This is a genomic window from Nonomuraea sp. NPDC049400 (assembly GCF_044466425.1).
GTDB lineage: Bacteria > Actinomycetota > Actinomycetes > Streptosporangiales > Streptosporangiaceae > Nonomuraea.
In genome coordinates this window covers 75,367-95,184 of sequence record NZ_JBITMP010000035.1, presented here as the reverse complement: position 1 = coordinate 95,184, position 19,818 = coordinate 75,367, and the positions used below count along the sequence as shown (strand labels likewise).

Here is a 19,818-nt window from a genome sequence, read left to right as displayed (position 1 = left end):
ATGCCCCCGGGTGTGGCCGGGGGCCGAAAGCGGTCAGTGGCGCTGGCGGAGTTCTTCGTTGATGCGCAGCGCCTCGGCGAGCTGGTCTTCCAAGATGATGATGCGGCAGGCCGCTTCCAGCTGGGTGCCAGCGTCGACGAGTTCGCGGGCGCGGGCGGCCAGGCGCAGCTGGTAGCGGGAGAATCGGCGGTGCCCGCCCTCGCTGCGTAGCGGCTCGATCAGCTTGGCGGCGCCGAGGCTGCGCAGGAACGCCGGGGTGACGCCGAGGATCTCGGCGGCCCGGCCCATGCTGTAGGCGGGATAGTCCTCGTCATCGAGCCGCTGCCCGAGAGTGCCGGCCGCTTCGACCGCCTGGACCGGGTGATCGGCCGGGTGAGCGCCGGTGGGGCGGGGCTGCTCCCGCCTGGAGGCGGTGACCGTTGCCTGAGGTGTTTGATCCATTCAACCTTCCTGAATGCGAACAGGGGCCCCGGCGCCATGGTGCGCCGGGGCCCAGAGGTTAACACCATCGACCGGCCCTGCCTGCGTGCTGCAGGGGCGGTTCACATATGCCGCACCAGCCGCCCGATGCGGGGGTGCGGGGATCGCGTAAGCGTGACCGTAGACCACCGTCCTGTTCGTGGAGCTGCGGTACCCGTGCGGCGACATGCGGCCGGCGACGGGCGATCCTGATGGCGTTCAACACTCCCTTCCAGTTATCCGTACCTCGGCACCCCGACCGCTGGCGCCGACTTCCTGCAAGCGGCAGCGCGTCCACCGCCCCGGCCCTCTTGCTCAACCACACTGGCCGCGGCAGTCCGACCTTCTGCCCTCTACCTCGTTCTGTACTGCTGTGTTCTGTACTGCTGTCCACGTCCGTCCGGGCAGCCCCATCGTGGTGCTCGTGCTGCGCTGCCCTCGTGGATCCGTCCCTTGCGATGTCAGGAACTCTAGCCGCCCACAGCGCGAATGTCTACCGTGGCGACTACAGATTTTCTTTCGCTCTTGAGGTAAGAACCCGCCGCCATGCCACATGATCGACGTGAAAGCGGGCAGATCCGGGGGTGAGGTGATGGGCGATGGGCGAGCACGACCAGGACCACGACGGGGCAACGGCGACCATCAAGGGCACAGGAGACGGGCTGGAGGTCGCGGCTCGCGAAGATCGGGGAGGACCTCAGGCTGGTCACCATGGGCAGCGCCACCTGGCCCGGCACCCGCGAGGTGACGCTCACCGTGCCGAACAGGGGCCGCGGCCTGGCCATCGTCACCTACTGCGGGGACGGTCTCGCCGAGCGGCTCAGCCACAAGCTGTGGGTGAACGGGCGCCCGGTCAAGGGCTCCGACAACTGCTCCGCCCCGCCGACCGGCCGCGGGTCCGGGTTCCTCCACTTGGGCAAACGGCCGGGCAGCTAGAAGACGACAACGATCAGGGTCCGGCTGGAGACGTCCATCCCCGAATACCTGCGGCGCCCCGGAACGTTGACGGTGGCCGTTTATGACGGCCACCCGTGACGGGCGTGACCGTGCCGCCCGGGCGCTGATGGACGGCTGCCACCCCGGCACCGGCGAGCGGCTGGTCGAGCCGAATGAAGGCCGCGCACCCGCTGTCGCGCCTGGCCGCCATCCCTGACGGAACAGCCCCCGGCCCCGAGGGCAGCGCCAAGGTTTGTGAATCTTCCGTCCGGGCTGGGCTGGTCAGAGGTGTGTGCGAGCTGGGGCGGACCAGTGGGGGGCGTTCCAGTGGTCGGCGATGGCGGCGGCCCGGGCGAAGTGGGCGGCGGCCTCGTCGTCGCGGCCGAGCAGCAGCGCCAGCTCGCCGAGCGTGTGGGCGACCGGGCGCACGGCCAGCGACAGGCTGGTGGCGCCGGCCGGAGGACCGTCGCGATGGGGGAGCAGGGCCGCGTAGCACTCCTCAGCGGCGCCGGTGTCGTTCAGTGCGATGACGACCATGGCGCGCAGAGTGGTCAGGAAGGTGAAGAAGAAGTCGGGCCGGATCGGGCTCGGTGACGTGCGGGCCCGGCGTGCCTCGTCGCTGCGGCCGGCGGCGTGGAGGGCGAGCGCGAGCAGGTCGGCGACCATCGGGCCGAGCGCCTCGTGGAGAGCGCGCACGTCGTCCAGGTGGTCGCCGAGCGTGCCGTCGTTCAGCCAGATCGCCGCCAGCGCGAGGGGGAGGAAGCCGACGTGTACCGATCCGGCGCGTTCCATGCGTTCGGTGGCCTCGACGTAGAGGCGCTCGGCGTCGGCGAACCGGCCCTCGATGAGCACCAGGGTCGCCAGCGCGATCTCGACGGCGCCGATCGCCTCCGGCATCCGGTAGGCGCGGGCGAGGTCGAGCGCCTCCCCAGTCACGCGGCGCATCGTCGCCGGGTCGTTGGCCGCAGCGGCGTTCGCGGCCTGGCTGAGCAGCCCGGTCACGCGGTAGACGGGCAGGTCGTGCTCGACGCCGATCTCCACCAGCTCGCGGGAGTACTCCTCCCGCCCGATGTCGCTGGCGAGGACCAGGAGCGCTGCGGCCCTGAGGCGGGGATCGGTGGCGAGGTCGAGGGCTTCCCGCGCCGCCGCCATGACCGTCGGATCGTCCTCGCCCACCAGCTCGTTGGCGTACGCGATGAGGAGGCGGGACCGCACGTCGGGGGCAAGATCGGTCCGCTTGAGCAGGCGGCTGAGGCGGCCGACGATGGGACGGTCGACCGTGCCGTACGTGCGGGCCTGCCAGGGGGTGGGCTCGGTCCAGGCGGTGAACGCGGCGATCATCAGGTCGTCGCGGCCGATGGACTCGGCGTACTCCACGGCCTGCTCGCGCGTGTCCCTGGCCGCAGCGACGGCCCCGGCCCTGATCTGCGCCCGGAGCAGCCTGCCGAGCAGGCCGACGCGCTCGTCCGGTTCGCTGGAGTTGGCGACCGCGTCGGTGAGGAGGGCAGCCGCCACGTCGTGGGCGTAGCGCGCCTCGGCCAGTTCGGCGGCCCGCACGCAATAGCCGACGGCCTTCGGCGATCCCGCTCGCGCATAGTGATGGGCGAGCGCCGCGACGTCGCCAGTGCCCTCCAGGGCGGCGGCGATCCGGGCGTGCATCCTTGCGGCCCGCAACCGGCTGACGTCGGCGACCAGCGTGTCCCTGACCAGCGCGTGAACGAACCGGACGCGCCCGGGCCCCGGCTCGTCGAGCAACCCGGCGATGACGCCCGCGTCCAGCGCGTCCAGCACGCCGTCCCCGTCGGAGTCGGCGGCCTGCACGAGCACGTCCACCGAACTTTCCCTGCCGGCCACCGCCGCCAGCCGCAGGACGGACACGCTGCTCTCGGGGAGCCTTGCCAGCCGGCGCCGCAGCACGTCCCGTACGCCCTCGGGGACCTCGGAGAGCGCGACCAGCGCACCCTCGCCGTTCAGCAGCCGCGCGCTCTCCCGCACGTAGAACGGGTTGCCGCCGGTGCGCTCGGCGATCCCCGCCACCGTCGCGTCGTCGGCCTCGCTTTCGGCCCGTACGAGCTCGGCCACCGCCGCGCCGTCGAGCCCGGGCAGCGCGATCCGGAGCGGCGCGGTGCGGGCGAGCGCACCCAGCGTCTCGGTGAGGTGCTCGCTCTCGTCCGGGCGGTACGCCGCGACGACCAGGATCGGGGCCCGCACGCCGACGCCGCCGCCGAGCAGCCCCAGCGTGGTCGTGTCCGCCCAGTGCAGGTCGTCCAGCACGACGGCGACCGGCCGTTCCGTGGCGGCCGCCGCGAGCCAGCCCCACACGGCCCGGCGCAGGCGGAACCGCCCGGCGGCGGCGTCGCCGTCCACCGGTATGGAGTCGGAGAGCAGCGGCGCCAGGTCTTCCGCGAACTCCCCCGGAGGAACGGTCGCGGCGACGGCCCGCAGCGCCTCGACCCACGCCCACGCGGGCGGCGCGCCGTCGACCTCCGGACAACGCCCGGCGGCGACGAGCCAGCCGTCGCGCTCCAACTGCGCGCCGAGATGCTCCAAGAGCGTCGACTTGCCCAGCCCCGCTTCCCCAGTGACAAGAGCGACGCGCGCCCCATCGGCGGCAGCCTCCCCCGCGGCCGAAACCAGCGCGGCAAGCTCGCCCTCCCGCCCCACGAATGAGACAGCGCGATGCAGGGTCGCGTCGTGCGAGGGCCTGGCGTGTGGGGGTTTGGTGGCCGCCGGAGGTGGGGGGACGGCCGTGCGGAGGATGTCGATGCGCTGGGCGAGGATCGCCTCTTCCAGGGAGACCAGGTCGGGGCCGGGGTCGAGACCGAGTTCGTCGGCGAAGGTGGCGCGGGCGCGGCGGAGCGTCGCCAGGGCGTCGGCCTGGCGGGCGCTGCTCCACAGCGCCAGGGCGTGCAGGCGCCAGCCCTCTTCGCGCAGGGGTTCGTCGCGGGTGAGGCGCTCGGCCTCGGGGACCACCGAGGCGGGGTCGCCCGTCCGCAGGCCCGCCGCGACGTGGAGCTCGCGGGCGAGCAGGCGCAGCTCGTTCAGGCGGGCGGTCTCGGCGGCGGCCCACGGCTCGTCGGCGACCTCGGCGAACGCGGGTCCCTGCCATAGGCCCAGCGCCTCGGCCAGCCGGGCGCGGACGGCCTGAGGCTCGGTGAGCGTGCGGGCCTCGTCGAGCAGGTCCTCGAAACGCCACCCGTCCACCGACTCCGGCGGCAGCCGCAGCGCGTAGCCGGGGGGTGCGCTCACCAGGAGGCGGGCCGGGGTTCGGGGCGGGCGGCCGGGCTCCAGCAGCCGGCGCAGGTTGGAGACGTACGCCTGCAGGGAGGCCAGCGCACGGGATGGTGGCTCGCCGCGCCAGAGGTCCTCGATCATCCGGTCGACCGACACGACCTGTCCGCGCGCCGCGACCAGGAGGGCCAGGACGCCGCGCTGCCGCGGCCCGCCCAGGGGGACGGACTCGCCGTTGACCTCAGCGCCGAAAGAGCCCAAAACCCGGATCAAGACCATGACGTGGAACATCCTAAGCGCGCGGGTGTTCCAAATCGGTTCCAAGTGCCTTCCAAACGCCGGGAGCAGCCTTAACACGTCGAACCGATGAAGGGCAGGAACGAAATGAGCGTCAACACCCAGGACATGGAGATCGTCCACCGCGCCTTCCGCCGCGAGTCGCGGCTGCTGATGGAGCTCGTCGCGGCGGTCGCCCCAGGTGACACCGCTCGCGCCAAGGTGATCGCCGACCACTTCCGCGACTACCGGCTGGGACTGAAGAACCACCACGAGGGCGAGGACGAGCTGCTGTGGCCGCCGCTGCTGTCCCGGGTCGATCTGGAGGCCGACATCGTGCTGCGCATGGAGGCCCAGCACGAGCGCGTCGCGGCCACGCTGACCAGGCTGGACGCGGCGGTCCCTGCGTGGGAGGCCGCCGCCGGGGCGGACGAGCGCGACACGCTCGTGGCCGCCCTGGCCGCTCCGGTACGCGGCATCTGGCACATCATCGGCCGCCCGCGCTACGACCGCCACATCAGCCGCGTCCGCGCCGTCTGACCAGACCCACAGGGCTCCCAAGCCCACCCGAGCTCCACGAAGCTCACAAAGACTCGCAAGGAGAAGAACAATGTCGCTGAAGAAGATCAACACCGTCCTGGCCGCCGCCTTCATCCTCTTCATTCTCTGGTTCGGGATGGAGTTCATCCTGAGCCCGGAGACGACGGCACCGGGCTTCGGCCTGCCGAGCTGGCCGTCCGGCGACGGCGGCGGCTTCCTGATCATCAAGGGAATCCGCGACGTCGTCTTGGCCCTGGTCCTGGGCATCCTGCTGGTGACGGGCCACCGCCGGGCGCTGGGCTGGGTGCTGCTGGTGGAGGCCCTCGCCGCGTACGGCGACATGACCACCGTGCTGGCTCACCACGGCTCCGTGGCCACCGCGCTCGGCGTCCACGGCCTGACCGCGACGCTGATGGTGGTCAACGGCCTGCTGATGATGCGCGAGACCCGCAAGGTCGCGGCCGCTCCGGCGACGCCCGCCCCGCAGCCCGCCTGACGCCACCTTGGCGCGTGTCGGCGACGCGGCGGCGGCCGGAGCTCTTTGCAGCGTCCCGCCATCCAGCAGCCGGTCGAGCTGGACCAGAACAGCGCGGTCAGGGCGGAGCACGGTGTTTTCCTCTCGTAAGACCGGCCTTCCTCGGCGATCGCGTGCCGGTGTCCGGCGGCTGCGGGCGGTGACCGGGCAGAAGCGGGGCAAGGGTGGAATCGCGGTGGCCGCGCGGAGCACGCGGGCGGTGTCGGCGGGGTCATCCGGCGGTGCGTTCGGCGTGGCGGAGCGCGCGCAGTCCCGGAATCGTCATGGCGCCCAGGCGGGCGCCGGTGCCCGGCTCCAGGCGCAGCACCTGCTCGCCGGCCCCGGCCAGCAGCTCCCCTTCCAGGTATGCCAGCCCGCGCGTCTGCCCCGGCAGGTCCCAGGCGGCCTGCGGCGCGAGGGTGGCGCCGTCGGCGGCCAGCAGCCGGTTGCCCGCGGCCATGAACAGCCGCCCGCCCCCCGCCACCGCGAACGCCTCACCCGGGCCGCCGGCATCCGGGTTCCGGAGCGGCGAGGAGGCCGGGGCCGGGCTCAGGAGCTTGGCCAGCAGCCCCGACCGGGTGATCGTCAGGTCCTGGGTGGAGGCCGAGACCACGCGTCCGGTGGAGGCGTCGAACACGTACAGCCGCGTGCCGTCCACCGCCAGCGCGTGTGCCTCGGGCGGGCCGAGCCCGAACGGGGCCGGCAGGTCCAGGCAGTACGCCCAGCGCTGGTCGAGGTGCAGGACGTGTACGAAGGCGTGCACTCCTGGGCTGAGGTCCTTGCCCGCGGCCAGGTCCCGGGTGTGCAGGTGGGCGTCCTGGTGGGTGTAGAGGGTGTAGAGGATGTTCTGTCCGGGGTCGAGCACGGCCTGGCGGCTCTGGCCGTGCATCTCCTCCTCCCGCCCTGGCGGGATCTGCCGCTTGTCGCGCGTCAGCAGGGCGCCCATCGTGCCGTTGTCCAGGTCGTACACGCGCACCCGGTAGCGGTCGGGGGCCTGCGGGGGCAGGCGGTCCAGGACGTACATCGCGCTGCCGTCGGTGGAGAAGGCCTCCGGTTCGAGGTTGCCGTCGAGGTGGAGCGTGCGCTGGCGTCCGGCGCCGGCCACGGTGATCGTGGTACGGGTCCGCGGGCCCGGCGGCGGGCCGAGCGCGGCCAGGCCGGCGGAGACGGCCTTGATCTGCAGAGCGGACGTCGGCAGCTCGTCGATGAGGGTGCCGTTGCCGGCCTGGTAGGTGCGCAGTTGGCCGTCGCGCAGCTGGTAGAGCCTGGCCCAGCGGGGTTCGGCGACCGTGCCGGGGTAGGTGGCGCGGACCGTGCCGCCGGCCAGGTCGGCGACGGCCAGCCCGGCGGCGGTGTCGGCGAACAGCCGCCCGGGCAGTGGGGCCGTCGTGGGCGGAGGCTGGGGCCGCTCGTCGGCGGCGCAGGCCGACAGGACGGCGGCGGCGCCGCACAGGAGGAGCGCTTGGCGTCTGGTGTAGGGAGCCATGTCATGCCTACACCGCCCGCGCCGTCGAGGTTCCGCCGCGGGGGAGGGGTGTCAGGTCCGGGGGCGCAGGGTGGCCAGTTTGCGCAGGCTGTGGCGGACGAGGGCGGCGAAGACGGGACGGATGAGCGGCCACAGGGCCCGGCCCAGCGGCCCGAGGGGCAACTGCAGCCGTTCGGCCCAGACGACGCGGCTGCCGCCGTCCTGCGCCCGTACCCGGATGACGCCCTCGCCGCGCACGACGCGGCCGGTGTGGGTGACCCGCACCAGCGACGGCGGCTCCCAGTGGGTGATCGTCATCGTGTCCAGGAACCCGAACGGCCTCACCCCGGTGTAGGCCTCGACGGCGTGCTCGCCCACCTGCCGGGCATCGGTCATGAACATCCACTCCCGGTGCCGCTCCCAGTCGGTGATCGTCGCGAACACCTGCTCCGGCGGCGCCGGCACGTGGACGGCGGCGGCCACGTACACGGGTCTCATCGGGACTCCCCGGGGTGCGGGCCCGGAGCGGCCGGCGGCCAGTGTCTGAGCAGGACGTCGAGCGCGTCCAGGGTCCTGGACCATGAGGCGTCCACGTCGCGCGGGTGGCGGCCGAACCGGCCCGTCGTCTCCAGGGACACATATCCGTGGAAGGTGCTGCCCAGCAGCCGTACCGCGTCGGTCTGGTCGGGGTCCGGCAGGTCATATCCGCGCAGAATCGCCCGGGTCATCTCCGCGTGGCGGCCTGCCGCGACGGTGGCCGCCGTCTGCGGGTCGAGCTCGATCTGCGCCGCGGTGTACCTGCCCGGATGCTCCTTGGCGTAGTCCCGGTAGACGTTGGCGAAGGCCACCAGCGCGTCCTTGCCCGCACGGCCGGCCAGCGCGGCGGCGGCCCGGTCGGCGAGCTCGGTCAGGGCCAGCTCGGCCACTCGTACCCGCAGGTCCTGTGCGTCCTTGATGTGTGCGTACAGGGCGGCGGGCTTGACGCCGAATCCGCGCGCGAGCGCCGAGACGGTCACGTTCTCGAATCCGATCTCGTCGGCCAGGTCGGCCGCCGCCCGGGTCAGGCGCTCCGCGGTCAGGCCCGCACGTGCCATCGGTCGTCCTCTCCCGCAAACTTACAGGCTTTAACTGTTTGCATAATACCTTTAAGGATGAGTAGCCTCCCTGCTCATGAGATCAGTCACTGAGCGCGATATCCGCACGTCGTTCGTCAACTGCTCCAAGGGGGAGACCAAGCGTCTCAACCTTCCCAGGGACTTCACCGACAGCTCCTGGGAGGACCTCGACTTCCTCGGGTGGCGAGATCCAGGCGCGCCCGAACGCGCCTACCTGGTGGCCGAACACGGCGGCGGCCTCGTCGGGATCGCGCTCCGGGTGACATCGGGTGCGTCGCGAGGTTTCACCTCGCGCAGCATGTGCTCGCTGTGCCTGACCACGCACACCAGCGGCGGCGTGGCGCTGATGACCGCGCGCCGGACCGGCGAGGCGGGCCGCCAGGGCAACTCGGTCGGGCAGTATCTCTGCACCGACCTGGACTGTTCCCTGTACGTGCGCGGCAAGAAGGAGGCCGCGGGGGACGGGGTCGTCGATGAGTCCCTCACCCCGGCGGAGAAGGTCGCCCGCACCCGGGCCAACCTGTCGTCCTTCCTGGACAGGGTGGTCGGGTGAGCGCCCCGTTCAGGCGGGGGCGGGTGGCGTCCAGTCCCACGGCTTGCCGCTCTGCCTGCGTACGAGCGAGGCGGGCGCCCGGCGCATGCCCATGACCTGCAGCCGGTGGACAAGCTTGGACCGCGACACCGCGATCATGCCCTTCCTGCCGGCCATCGAGGCGACCCGGTGGGTGCGGCCGAGCCTGGCCCGGTCGTAGGCGGCCAGGTCGTCCGTGGTCGCCGCGAGCGTGACCGCGTCCTCGATCGCCTGGCACGCGCCCTGGCCCATGCCGAGCGTGGCGGCGTGCGCGGCGTCGCCCAGCAGGACGACCCGGCCGCGGACGTAGGCCGGCAGGGCGACGACCGCCGACCCCTCAGACATCGCGCTCCTCGTTCCGCTGGAACGCCCTGGCCATCCACGCGAACGTCTCGCGCGCCGCCCGCAGCCGGCCCGCGCGGGCGCTGCCGGGCTCGAACATGTCCATGCCTTTCTGCGCGACGTCGGCGAACGAGGCCAGGGTGGCGATCCGCCGCTTGATCACCTCCGGCCAGGCGTCGTCGTCGACCCGGAAGTACGTGGTGCGCTCGCCCTGCCCGGCTCGGCGGCGTACCAGGCCGGAGGCGGTGAGCAGGTTGAGGTTGGTGGTCAGGGAGGCGCGGCTGGCGCCGATCGCCTCGGCGATCTGCGTGGCGGACTGCTCGGGCGGGTCGCACACCATCAACCAGCCCAGGATCCGGCCGGAGATGGGTGGGTGTCCGTACTGCTCGGCGAAGAACGTGGCCACCTCTTCGACCCATGCGCGCAGTTCGTCATGCTCCGCCACCGCCTGGCCTCCAGTTGCGCTGTCTTATGCTAGTTGGAACTAGCATAAGACAGCATCCGGCGTTCGAGGCGATGTTGACCTCAAGCTGACTTGATGCTGCAGGCTGATGGCCATGAGCCGAGAGACAGCGGTAGTGCTCGGGCCTGGCGGGATGCTGGGGACGGCCTGGATGGCCGGACTGGTCGCCGGGTTGCGGCGCGAGGGACTCGACCTTGCGAAGGCCGATCTGATCGCCGGCACGTCGGCGGGGGCGATCGTCGGTGCGGCGCTGGCAGCGGGGCGGGACCTGGAACGGCTCGCGGTGCTTCCCGACCCGGAGGGCGAGCCGGCGGTCAAGACGGATCACGAGCGGCTGGGGCAGGCGTTCGCCATCCTCAACGACTCCGCGCTGGAACCGGCTGCGGCCCTGCGCCGCGTCGGCAGGCTCGCGCTGGCTGCCGAGACCGGTGCCGAGGAGGCGTACCTGGCGCGGATGGAATTCCTGATCGGGGGCCGCGAGTGGCCCGAGGACAGGAGGCTTATGATCCCCGCGGTGGACGTCGAAACCGGCGAGCCGCTGGTGTGGACCGCATCCAGCGGCGTGGCGCTGGTGGCGGCGGTGGCTTCGAGTTCCGCCTTCCCCGGCAGCGCCCCGCCGATCACGATCAACGGCCGGCGCTACATGGACGGTGCGCTCCGGTCGGGTACCAACGCCGACCTCGCCGAGGGCGCAGGGGCGGCGATCGTCGTCGAACCGCTGGCCCACCTGTTCCGCGCGGACACGCCAGCGCACGGCGCGGCGGTTCGGCTCGCGCCTGATCCGGCGGCCCAGCTAGCCCTCGGCGTCGATCTCAGCAACCGTGCCGCTTGGTCGCCGGTCCACCAGGCAGGCGTACGGCAGGCGCCCGAGGCCGCCAAGCTCATCGAGCCTGTCTGGGTGCGGTGACGGGCGGCGTGGCCTGTCACCGGGAGATGATGCGTTCGAGCAGGGGCGGGCTCCAGTGGGTGCCGTAGGCGGCCTGCAGTCGTGACAGTCGCCAGTCGTTGCCGGTGACGACGCGACGGCACAAAGGCGTGTCGCAACGGCAGGTCATCGACCAGGCTTCGACGCCGGTGTGCGTGGCGTAGTCGATGGTGAGTTCCTCGCCTGGGCTGATGTCGCGTCGAGCGGTCACCGTTGTCGCGTCGCGGTGCCAGAGGCTGGGGTCGCAGGAGTGGTTGCCGTAGCGCACCGGGTGAGCGGGATCGACCAGCAGGTGGATGCCTTCTTCGACGGTGAGGCTGCTGTAGGGCGGTGTGAGGCGGGCCAGGGCCTCATCGCTGATGACGCGTCCGCCGAGCCGCATCACGACCTCGTCTTGGCGGATGTGCTTGATGGCGAACAGTCCGGTGCCGTGGATGGGGGAGAGCTGGGGCTGAGCGCTTGGGGTGAGCCAGCATTCAGCCTCGTATGTCCGGCTCGGCATGGGGCTTCCTCTCTTGTTCGGTGGGTGTGGTCGTGAGGTGGTCTTGTCGTGGAAGCCGCGAGCCTGCTGACATTGTGGCCAAGCGGGTGACCGGACCGGTCAGGAATCAAGAAGCGCCGCTCAGCGGGCCGCGACTAGCGTGACCGGCATGGACCTCATCGTTCACCAAGACCCAGCGGGTCAAGGTGGGCCACGACTTTCAGGAGCGACCATGACCGGCTCTTCCACCCAGGGAATCAAGACCGTGCTGCATCCCGTGTCCGACCTGGCGAAGGCCAAGGCGGTGTACGCCGCCCTGCTCGGCATCCCGCCGCAGACCGACGAGTCCTACTATGTCGGTTTCGAGGCCGAGGGCCAGCACATCGGGCTGGTGCCGGGCGGTGGGCCCCAGGGCATGAGCTCGCCGGTGGCCTACTGGCACGTGCCGGACATCGAGGCGAAACTGGCCGAGGTGACCGCCGCGGGCGCCACCGTGAAGGAGCCCGTACGCGACGTCGGTGGCGGCCGCCTGGTGGCCACTGTCACCGACCCCGACGGCAACGTCCTGGGGCTGCTTCAGGATCGGTGATTGCCGGCCCTGGCCCGGCGTCGTCGCGACAGCGATGGCCACGCCGGCCGGCACCCGCCGATCAGGTGGACGGCGGACCGTTGCCGCGACCGCACCGACGAACGAGAACCGACATAATGCTCGAAACTGGTCACACGCCAGGCGACGCAGACAGAGACGGAGACCACGAACGCGGCTCCGCCTCACAGATGGAGAGACGATGAGCATGACCACAAGGACGGACACGCACTCGCCTGCGCCGCACCTTGCCGACAGCCACGATCTGATCCGCGTCCACGGCGCGCGCGAGAACAACCTCAAGGACGTCAGCATCGAGATCCCCAAGCGCCGGCTGACGGTGTTCACCGGTGTCTCCGGCTCGGGCAAGAGCTCGCTGGTGTTCAACACGATCGCCGCGGAGTCGCAGCGGATGATCAACGAGACCTACAGCGCCTTCGTGCAGGGCTTCATGCCGACGACGGCGCGGCCGGAGGTCGACGTACTCGACGGGCTGACCACCGCGATCATCGTCGACCAGCAGCGGATGGGCGCCGACCCCCGCTCCACCGTCGGCACCGCCACCGACGCCAACGCGATGCTGCGCATCCTGTTCAGCCGGCTCGGGCAGCCGCACATCGGCTCGCCCCAAGCCTTCTCCTTCAACGTCCCCACGGTACGGGCGAGCGGCGCGATCACGGTCGAACGCGGCACCCGCAAGGCCGAGCGGGCGAGCTTCACCCGCATCGGCGGCATGTGCACGCGCTGCGAGGGCCGGGGCACCGTCTCCGATCTCGACCTCACCCAGCTCTACGACGACTCCAAGTCGCTCGCCGAGGGCGCCTTCACCATCCCCGGCTGGAAGTCCGACAGCTTCTGGACGGTACGGGTCTACGCCGAGTCGGGGTTCGTCGACCCGAACAAGCCGATCCGCGACTACACCAAGAAGGAGCTCGACGACTTCCTCTACAAGGAGCCGACCAAGGTCAAGGTCGACGGCGTCAACCTCACCTACGAGGGGCTGATCCCGAAGATCCACAAGTCGTTCCTCTCCAAGGACCGGGAGGCGATGCAGCCGCACATCCGGGCCTTCGTGGACCGGGCGGTCACCTTCACCACCTGCCCCGAGTGCGACGGCAGCCGGCTCAGCGAGGAGGCCCGCTCCTCGCGGATCAAGGGCATCAACATCGCCGACGCCTGCGCGATGCAGATCAGCGACCTGGCCGCATGGGTCCGCGACCTCGACGAGCCGTCGGTCGCGCCGTTGCTCGCCGCGCTGGCGCACACGCTCGACTCGTTCGTGGGGATCGGGCTGGGCTACCTCTCGCTGGCGCGGCCGGCGGGCACGCTGTCGGGCGGCGAGGCGCAGCGCGTCAAGATGATCCGCCACCTCGGCTCCTCGCTCACCGATGTCACCTACGTCTTCGACGAGCCCACCATCGGTCTGCACCCCCACGACATCCAGCGGATGAACGCCCTGCTGCGGCGGCTGCGGGACAAGGGCAACACGGTACTCGTCGTGGAGCACAAGCCGGAGGCGATCGCGATCGCCGACCACGTCGTCGACCTCGGCCCCGGCGCCGGTACGGCGGGCGGCACCATCTGCTATGAGGGGACCCTGGAAGGCCTGCGGGCCAGCGGCACCATCACCGGCCGCCATCTCGACGACCGGGCCGCACTCAAGGAGGCGGTGCGCAAGCCCACCGGCGTGCTGGAGATCCGCGGCGCCACCCGCCACAACCTCCAGGACGTCGACGTCGACATCCCGCTCGGCGTCCTCTGCGTCGTCACCGGCGTCGCCGGGTCCGGCAAGAGCTCGCTGATCCACGGCTCCATCCCCGCCTCGGCGGGCGTCGTCTCGGTCGACCAGACGCCCATCCGCGGCTCACGACGCAGCAACCCGGCCACCTACACCGGGCTGCTCGACCCGATCCGCAAGGCTTTCGCCAAGGCCAACGGCGTGAAGCCGGCGCTGTTCAGCGCCAACTCCGAAGGCGCCTGCCCCAACTGCAACGGCGCCGGCGTCATCTACACCGACCTGGGGATGATGGCCGGTGTTTCCACCACCTGCGAGGAGTGCGAGGGCAAGCGGTTCGACGCCTCGGTGCTGGAGTACCACCTCGGCGGCCGCGACATCAGCGAGGTGCTCGCGATGTCGGTGACCGAGGCCGAGGAGTTCTTCGGCGCCGGGCAGGCGCGCACGCCGGCCGCGCACGCCATCCTCGGCCGGCTCGCCGACGTCGGGCTCGGCTACCTCAGCCTCGGCCAGCCGCTCACCACGCTGTCCGGCGGCGAGCGGCAGCGGCTCAAGCTGGCCACCCACATGGCCGACAAGGGCGGCGTCTACGTCCTGGACGAGCCGACCTCCGGCCTGCACCTGGCCGACGTCGAGCACCTGCTCGGCCTGCTCGACCGGCTGGTCGACGCCGGCAAGTCGGTCATCGTCATCGAGCACCACCAGGCGGTCATGGCGCACGCCGACTGGATCATCGACCTGGGCCCCGGCGCGGGCCACGACGGCGGCCGGATCGTCTTCGAAGGCACTCCCGCCGACCTTGTCTCCGCCCGTTCCACTCTCACCGGCGAGCACCTCGCGACCTACGTCGGCGCCTGACCGAGACCCTCGCGGACACCTCTGCGGGGTGTGGGGGTTGGCGCTGCCGCCGCGGCCCAGCTACTCCGACATCGTCATCGGCTCGATGGGCGTTATGCCCTGGCTTTGTCCGGGGTGGACGGGGTCGACAGAGGCACCGCGGGTGGGCGGCGGCGGACCGTGGTCAGGTGGTAGAGCAGGGCCAGGATGGTGATGCCGGCGGCGGGCAGCCCCAGTGTGGCGGGCGCGAGGGCGAGCCACTCCTGCGCCAGTCCACCGAGGCCGCCGCCGAGGGCGACCCCGATGTAGATGGCCGAGGAGTTGAGGCCGAGCAGAACGAGGGCCGCCGCCGGGCTGAGGGCGATGAGCCGGTGCTGCTGGGGTACGACGATGACGCCCACTGTCGCACCCCAGATCGCAGCCCACACCAGGGTGGACACCAGAGCGGCGGTCACCACGGGGGTGAGGGCCAGGGCAACGGCGGCGATGAGGAGGGTCCGGTCAACACGTGCGCGGGGTTGTGCCGGTCGACCAGCCGTCCGGCGATGATGTTTCCGGCCAGCGTGCCGATTCCCCAGGCCAGCAGAATGACCGTGAGCAGCGACTCGGAGCCGCCGGTCGTCCCCTGCAGGGCCGGGCCGATGTAGGTGTAGAGGGTGTAGACGCCGAGGAAGACCAGCGGGGTGACAGCCAGAAGCCCGAGGACCCGGCCCTGCTTGAGCGGTCGCAGCCGGTCGCTCAGCGAGGCGGCGGGGAGCTTCACGCGGGGTAGGCCGATGACGATTCCAAGGGCCGCGATGAGACCGATACCGGCGACGGCCCACAGGGTGATGTGCCAGTCCGTGCGGCCCCGCTGGCGCGCTTCGCCCGCGGGAAGATCGACCTGGCCAAGGTCAAACGGCACTGGGGCGACATCCTGCGGGTGGTGGTGTCGATCTACACCGGCCGGATCCGCGCCTATGACGTGATGAGGATGCTGCAGCGCGACGGCAACCCCACCCCGCTGGGGGACGCGATCGCCGCCCATGGCCGCATTTTCAAGACGCTGCACATCCTCACCTACGCGGTGGAGGAGCCGTATCGGCGCGACATCAAGGGCATCCGCAACCTGCAGGAATCCCGCCACGCCCTGGCCGGGAAGATCTTCCACGGCCGCAAGGGCGAGGTCTACCAGCGCTACTACAAAGGCATGGAGGACCAGCTCGGCGCGCTCGGGCTGGTGCTCAACTGCGTCACCTTGTGGAACACCTTCTACATCGATCAGGCCCTGGCCCGTCTGCGGGCCGCGGGCTACCCGCTGGCTGAGGAGGATGTCGCCCGCTTGTCGCCGTTCGGCCGCCGGCACATCAACGTGATCGGCACCTACACCTTCGCGCTGCCCGATCTCGGCCCTGGAGGCATGCGGGAGTTGCGAGACCCGGACGAGCCCGAGTGGGACGACTGACGTTGCTTCGCCCAGTGCGAGCTGGAAGACGCGGGCGCGCAGCGCTACGAGTCGACGATCGCGGACCTGGATAAGACCGTGGCGTACCTGGCGGACCTCACCGAGATTCTCACTCTGGTGATCGGCGATATTGAGGAAGACGACGACCCGGACTCACCTCTCAGCGGTCCACGCCAGACAGACAGTGAGACCAAGAGGCGCCGGGCCGGTCAGCGTCTGGCAGTCGAGTGCAAGTGCACACAGCCCCGCCGCCTCCAGCTGGCCCCGCGCGCGCTGGAGGACGGCCGATCATTAGCGGATTGTGCGAGAAGCGCTTCGCCGTCGTCGAGCAGAACGAGGGAGCCCCCGTATAGATCGCGTCACAGAACAGCAGCAGAAAGAGCGCCTCTCCGACACGGGGTGCTCTTTCGCGCGCGGAGAGTGTCAATAGCGTTCCCGCCACGGTCAAAGGATGATCATAACGCGTGCGACCAGCGGAAATACCATGCACCGCGGCGACATACCAAGCCCTGACTTTGTCGATGGGAGACGGCTTCGGTTGACAGTCGGCTGGTGCCGCCGGGCTCGTCCTAGGAACATGCGCGAAGGCCGGCAGGTGCCGCCAATCCGTCAGGCCGACGCCGCGCCGAAGGCGGCGGCGTGGTCGGCGACCCACTGTGCGTAGGTGAAGGGCGGTCGGCCGGTGACCTGTTCGACCGTCGGCAGGACCTCCGTGGGCTTGCCGACTCTCGCGGTGAGCAAGTTGACGTAATCGTCGATCCCCGGAGCGGGCATGCCGAGGCGGACCATCTGGTCCCGGAACCAGTCCTCGGACTGCTCCTCCCACCGCAATGGCCGCCCGATGGTCTCCGCGATGACGCGCACGCGGTCGATCTGGGTCAGCGACTGCGGTCCGGTCACCGAGTACCCCTCGCCGGCACGCCCATCGAGGAGACTGCGGACGGCGACCGCGGCGATGTCGCGCGGGTCGATCGGGGCCGTCGCGGCCTCGCCGTAGCGTCCGCGTACGACATCGCCCTCGATGATCTGGGGCGCCCAGACCAGGTCGTTGGTCGTGAGCCCGTCGGGCCGCACGAAGGTCCACGCCAACCCGGACGCTTCGACGGATCGTTCGAGCCGCAGATGCACCTCGCCGACCCAGCCGGGCTCGGACCACGTGACGGACACCGAGGACAGCATCACGACATGCCGCAGGCCGGCTCGCTTGGCCACGTCGAGGAATCCGTCGACCCCCTGGAAAACGGGGAACAGGAAGGCCCGATCGATGCCGGACAGTGCCTCAGACAGGGTTTCCGGCTGGGTCAGGTCGCCGGTCACGACCTGGACCTGGTCAGGGAACGCATGGCCGCTGGGGTTGCGGGTCATGACGCGGACCTTCTCACCCTCCTCCAGGAGTTGGCGGACGACGTGGGAACCGACGTTTCCGGTGGCACCGGTTACCAGGATCATGGTGGGGATCTCCTCTAGTTTCTTGGTTTCTTTGAGCCGGGGGCCGGTCGGTGACGATCGCGTCACTCGACCAGCCGTCCGGTGGATTCGAGGTCAGCGGTAAGTTCCACGAGGCGCGTGGATCGTTTGCGCGGCGTCCTGACGACCATGAGGCGCCGGCGACCCGATCCCTGTGGCATTGCGGTCTCCCATCAGGACGCACGCCGAACGGTTACCTCGGCACCTTCGGTCGCGTCATGACCATGACGGAATTCGCGCAAGGAAGGTAACGACATGACCGGATCAGGTCCTCACGAAGCACTGGCGGAAGCCTTCGAACAGCAGCGCGAGCGCCTGGCGGCGGTCGCCTACCGGATGCTCGGGTCGCGGGTGGACGCCGAGGACGCGGTGCAGGAGGCGTGGATCCGGCTGGCGCGGCAGGACGCGGCCAGGATCGACAACCTGACCGGCTGGTTGACCACGGTGGTCGGCCGGGTCTGCCTCGACGTGCTGCGCTCGCGCAAGACCCGGGCTGAGCTGTCGTACGACGACTGGCTTCCCGAGCTGGTAGTGACGGTGGACGGCGGGGCGGCACCCGAGGACGACGCGATGCTCGCCGAATCGGTCGGGCTGGCACTGCTGGTGGTGCTCGACACCCTCACGCCTACCGAGCGGCTGGCGTTCGTACTGCATGACATGTTCGCGGTGCCCTTCGCCGAGATCGGCGAGATCATCGGCCGGTCCGCCGACGCGACCAAGATGCTCGCCAGCCGGGCCCGCCGGAAGGTGCAGGGCACCTCGCTGCCAGAGGAGGAGCCGCGGCGGCAGCGCGCAGTGGTCGACGCATTTCTTGCCGCGGCGCGCAACGGGGACTTCGAAGGGCTCGTACGGCTGCTCGATCCGAAGGTGACCTGGCGCACCTACCACCCGCAGGGCGTGATGACCACGGTCGGGGCGGCCGAGGTGGCCGGTCCGATCCTGCGCGGCATCCGGTCGATGACCTCGGCGCTGGCGGTCCTGGTCAACGGCGAGCCCGGGTTCGTGGCCTGGGGTGCGAAAGGCAAGGTGCTCGGCGTGGTGGGGTGCACCGTGGTCGACGGCCGGATCGTCGAGCTCCTTACCGTGAGCGACCGCAAGCTCCTCGACACTATGGGGCTGCCCGCGCGACCCGAGTAGCGCACGTCTGTCGCATGGGGTTGTTACGTCTTGGCGGGGTGCTTCGTCGTAGTGGTGCAAGTATCCGAAGACGAAGGAGATTGAGATGGAAACCCGGATCAACCCCATGGTCAACGAGGTCGGGTCGAAGTGGACCAAGTACATCATCTCGTCGAACAAGGTCATCACCGACTCGGCACTGCCGAAGGCGGTGCAGGAGCTGGTGAAGATCCGCGCCAGCCAGATCAACGGCTGCGGCGGCTGCCTTGACATGCACACCAAGGACGCCGCAGCCGCTGGCGAGAGCATGGTGCGGATCAACCTGGTCGGGGCATGGCGGGAGACGACCGTCTACACCGAGGCGGAGCGGGCGGCGCTGGAACTCACTGATCAGGGCACCCGCCTCGCCGACTCCAGTGGCATCACCGATGAGGCGTGGGCGAATGCGGCGAAGCACTTCGACGAGGATCAGCTGATGGCTCTGGTGGCACTGATCTGCACGATCAACGCCTTCAACCGGCTGAACGTGATCACCCGGACGCCCGGCGGCGACTACCAGCCCGGACAGTTCGGCTGACGCGGACATTCCCCCTCAGGCTCTCAGGCGGACCCGGGACCCCGGGTCCGCCCCGCGGCCGCCACCCCCAGACACTCTGCCAAAGAGAAGACTCATGAACATCGCACTGTGGATCATCACCGGCCTGCTGACCGCCCTCTACCTGTTCTCCGGCTTCGGGAAGCTGTTCGTGCCACGGGAGAAGATGGCCCAGATGGCCAACGCCGCGCGCTGGGTCCTCGACTTCAAGCCCGGCACCCTTAAGGCCATCGGAGCGCTCGAGGTCCTCGGTGCCGTGGGCCTGATCCTGCCCGCCTTGCTCGGCATCGCGCCGGTACTGGTACCGCTGGCGGCTAGCGGCCTGACGCTGCTCATGACCGGCGCCGTGATCATGCGGATCCGCCGTGGCGAGACCAAAGCCGCGCTGGTGGACGGGAGCTACCTTGCCCTGGCCGCCTTCGTGGCGATCGGCCGCTTCGCACTGGAACCCTTCACCGGCTGACCGGCCCGTCACCCGGGCGGGATGCGGGCCGCGATCCACTCCTGCGGGTGGGCGCACTCGCCGAAGGGCAGCGACAGGGCAGGGCGTGCTCGATGAGCTTCTGTGCGCCCTGGTCGGCGACATGACCGGGCGGCTGCGGTGAAGGTAGCCAGGGATGACCACGACGCAGCGCTGCTGGCTGAAGAGCGCGCCGTCGAACGGCTGACGCGACTCAGTCGATCCCTTCCGAAAAGGGTCAACGCGCCCGAGATCGCCAA

23 protein-coding genes are annotated in these 19,818 nt (G+C 70.6%); 12 read left to right on the top strand and 11 right to left on the bottom strand.

The features are described 5' to 3' along the window. Positions 1–33: 33 nt before the first annotated feature. Positions 34–441 (bottom strand): MerR family transcriptional regulator, encoded by a 408-nt coding sequence (locus ACIBVN_RS40485; protein WP_397145589.1) that lies wholly within the window; start codon positions 439–441, stop codon positions 34–36. 729 nt (positions 442–1,170) lie between these two features. Between ACIBVN_RS40485 and ACIBVN_RS40480 the strand changes: the two genes are divergently transcribed. Together ACIBVN_RS40480 and ACIBVN_RS40475 are read left to right on the top strand one after the other, a co-directional pair. Continuing rightward, positions 1,171–1,395 carry a hypothetical protein gene (locus ACIBVN_RS40480; RefSeq protein ID WP_397145588.1) on the top strand — a complete coding sequence of 75 codons (225 nt, stop codon included), beginning with the start codon at positions 1,171–1,173 and terminating at the stop codon, positions 1,393–1,395. A gap of 82 nt (positions 1,396–1,477) precedes the next feature. After that, complete coding sequence (locus tag ACIBVN_RS40475) at positions 1,478–1,612, top strand: hypothetical protein (RefSeq protein ID WP_397145587.1); 135 nt, start codon at positions 1,478–1,480, stop codon at positions 1,610–1,612. 65 nt (positions 1,613–1,677) lie between these two features. Here ACIBVN_RS40475 and ACIBVN_RS40470 read toward each other — a convergent pair whose 3' ends face one another. Next, entirely contained in the window at positions 1,678–4,905 is a 3,228-nt protein-coding gene (locus ACIBVN_RS40470; protein WP_397145586.1) for a BTAD domain-containing putative transcriptional regulator, read from the bottom strand. A 105-nt stretch (positions 4,906–5,010) separates the two neighbouring features. Between ACIBVN_RS40470 and ACIBVN_RS40465 the strand changes: the two genes are divergently transcribed. Both ACIBVN_RS40465 and ACIBVN_RS40460 read left to right on the top strand, forming a co-directional pair. Continuing rightward, a complete protein-coding gene (locus ACIBVN_RS40465; RefSeq protein WP_397145585.1) occupies positions 5,011–5,442 on the top strand; it encodes a hemerythrin domain-containing protein in 432 nt (143 codons plus the stop codon). Between the two features lie 70 nt (positions 5,443–5,512). Further along, positions 5,513–5,938, top strand: coding sequence for a DUF4267 domain-containing protein (locus ACIBVN_RS40460; protein ID WP_397145584.1), 426 nt, complete (start codon positions 5,513–5,515; stop codon positions 5,936–5,938). 250 nt (positions 5,939–6,188) lie between these two features. Here the strand turns inward: ACIBVN_RS40460 and ACIBVN_RS40455 are convergent, their stop codons facing one another. From ACIBVN_RS40455 to ACIBVN_RS40445, 3 genes are read right to left on the bottom strand one after another with little or no spacing between them, the layout of a single operon-like run. After that, entirely contained in the window at positions 6,189–7,442 is a 1,254-nt protein-coding gene (locus ACIBVN_RS40455; RefSeq protein WP_397145583.1) for a hypothetical protein, read from the bottom strand. A gap of 51 nt (positions 7,443–7,493) precedes the next feature. Then, on the bottom strand, positions 7,494–7,919 hold the full coding sequence (locus tag ACIBVN_RS40450) for an SRPBCC family protein (RefSeq protein WP_397145582.1): 426 nt from the start codon (positions 7,917–7,919) through the stop codon (positions 7,494–7,496). Then, positions 7,916–8,515 (bottom strand): TetR/AcrR family transcriptional regulator, encoded by a 600-nt coding sequence (locus tag ACIBVN_RS40445; protein WP_397145581.1) that lies wholly within the window; start codon positions 8,513–8,515, stop codon positions 7,916–7,918. Before ACIBVN_RS40445 ends, ACIBVN_RS40450 begins: the two co-directional genes overlap by 4 nt. Before the next feature lie 76 nt (positions 8,516–8,591). On the opposite strand from ACIBVN_RS40445, the gene ACIBVN_RS40440 reads away from it, so the two are divergent. Further along, positions 8,592–9,089, top strand: coding sequence for an FBP domain-containing protein (locus ACIBVN_RS40440; RefSeq protein ID WP_397145580.1), 498 nt, complete (start codon positions 8,592–8,594; stop codon positions 9,087–9,089). A gap of 9 nt (positions 9,090–9,098) precedes the next feature. Here the strand turns inward: ACIBVN_RS40440 and ACIBVN_RS40435 are convergent, their stop codons facing one another. Both ACIBVN_RS40435 and ACIBVN_RS40430 read right to left on the bottom strand, forming a co-directional pair. Further along, positions 9,099–9,452, bottom strand: coding sequence for an FAD-dependent monooxygenase (locus tag ACIBVN_RS40435; protein ID WP_397145579.1), 354 nt, complete (start codon positions 9,450–9,452; stop codon positions 9,099–9,101). Next, complete coding sequence (locus ACIBVN_RS40430; RefSeq protein ID WP_397145578.1) at positions 9,445–9,894, bottom strand: GbsR/MarR family transcriptional regulator; 450 nt, start codon at positions 9,892–9,894, stop codon at positions 9,445–9,447. The genes ACIBVN_RS40435 and ACIBVN_RS40430 overlap by 8 nt, the downstream gene beginning before the upstream one ends. Before the next feature lie 112 nt (positions 9,895–10,006). Here ACIBVN_RS40430 and ACIBVN_RS40425 point away from each other — a divergent pair, with 112 nt between their 5' ends. After that, positions 10,007–10,819 (top strand): patatin-like phospholipase family protein, encoded by an 813-nt coding sequence (locus ACIBVN_RS40425; RefSeq protein ID WP_397145577.1) that lies wholly within the window; start codon positions 10,007–10,009, stop codon positions 10,817–10,819. A gap of 16 nt (positions 10,820–10,835) precedes the next feature. Here the strand turns inward: ACIBVN_RS40425 and ACIBVN_RS40420 are convergent, their stop codons facing one another. Continuing rightward, positions 10,836–11,339, bottom strand: a complete 504-nt coding sequence (locus ACIBVN_RS40420) for an SET domain-containing protein (protein WP_397145576.1) — start codon at positions 11,337–11,339, stop codon at positions 10,836–10,838. Positions 11,340–11,550: 211 nt separating this feature from the next. Here ACIBVN_RS40420 and ACIBVN_RS40415 point away from each other — a divergent pair, with 211 nt between their 5' ends. Both ACIBVN_RS40415 and ACIBVN_RS40410 read left to right on the top strand, forming a co-directional pair. Then, positions 11,551–11,907, top strand: coding sequence for a VOC family protein (locus ACIBVN_RS40415; RefSeq protein ID WP_397145575.1), 357 nt, complete (start codon positions 11,551–11,553; stop codon positions 11,905–11,907). Between the two features lie 199 nt (positions 11,908–12,106). Then, a complete protein-coding gene (locus ACIBVN_RS40410; RefSeq protein ID WP_397145574.1) occupies positions 12,107–14,497 on the top strand; it encodes an ATP-binding cassette domain-containing protein in 2,391 nt (796 codons plus the stop codon). A gap of 92 nt (positions 14,498–14,589) precedes the next feature. Here the strand turns inward: ACIBVN_RS40410 and ACIBVN_RS40405 are convergent, their stop codons facing one another. Both ACIBVN_RS40405 and ACIBVN_RS40400 read right to left on the bottom strand, forming a co-directional pair. Then, positions 14,590–14,934, bottom strand: coding sequence for a hypothetical protein (locus tag ACIBVN_RS40405; protein ID WP_397145573.1), 345 nt, complete (start codon positions 14,932–14,934; stop codon positions 14,590–14,592). Further along, positions 14,928–15,239 carry a hypothetical protein gene (locus ACIBVN_RS40400; RefSeq protein ID WP_397145572.1) on the bottom strand — a complete coding sequence of 104 codons (312 nt, stop codon included), beginning with the start codon at positions 15,237–15,239 and terminating at the stop codon, positions 14,928–14,930. The genes ACIBVN_RS40405 and ACIBVN_RS40400 overlap by 7 nt, the downstream gene beginning before the upstream one ends. Before the next feature lie 69 nt (positions 15,240–15,308). Here ACIBVN_RS40400 and ACIBVN_RS40395 point away from each other — a divergent pair, with 69 nt between their 5' ends. Continuing rightward, entirely contained in the window at positions 15,309–15,920 is a 612-nt protein-coding gene (locus ACIBVN_RS40395) for a Tn3 family transposase (protein WP_397145571.1), read from the top strand. Between the two features lie 609 nt (positions 15,921–16,529). Here ACIBVN_RS40395 and ACIBVN_RS40390 read toward each other — a convergent pair. Beyond that, a complete protein-coding gene (locus ACIBVN_RS40390) occupies positions 16,530–17,369 on the bottom strand; it encodes an NAD(P)H-binding protein (RefSeq protein WP_397145570.1) in 840 nt (279 codons plus the stop codon). A 273-nt stretch (positions 17,370–17,642) separates the two neighbouring features. On the opposite strand from ACIBVN_RS40390, the gene ACIBVN_RS40385 reads away from it, so the two are divergent. The 3 genes from ACIBVN_RS40385 to ACIBVN_RS40375 all read left to right on the top strand — a co-directional run bounded on the left by ACIBVN_RS40385 (position 17,643) and on the right by ACIBVN_RS40375 (position 19,561). Beyond that, entirely contained in the window at positions 17,643–18,524 is an 882-nt protein-coding gene (locus ACIBVN_RS40385; RefSeq protein WP_397145569.1) for a sigma-70 family RNA polymerase sigma factor, read from the top strand. Positions 18,525–18,609: 85 nt separating this feature from the next. Beyond that, the gene (locus ACIBVN_RS40380) at positions 18,610–19,080 is read left to right on the top strand and encodes a carboxymuconolactone decarboxylase family protein (protein ID WP_397145568.1); all 471 of its coding nucleotides are present in this window, start codon (positions 18,610–18,612) and stop codon (positions 19,078–19,080) included. A gap of 94 nt (positions 19,081–19,174) precedes the next feature. Beyond that, positions 19,175–19,561, top strand: a complete 387-nt coding sequence (locus ACIBVN_RS40375; RefSeq protein WP_357631771.1) for a DoxX family protein — start codon at positions 19,175–19,177, stop codon at positions 19,559–19,561. Positions 19,562–19,818: the final 257 nt, after the last annotated feature.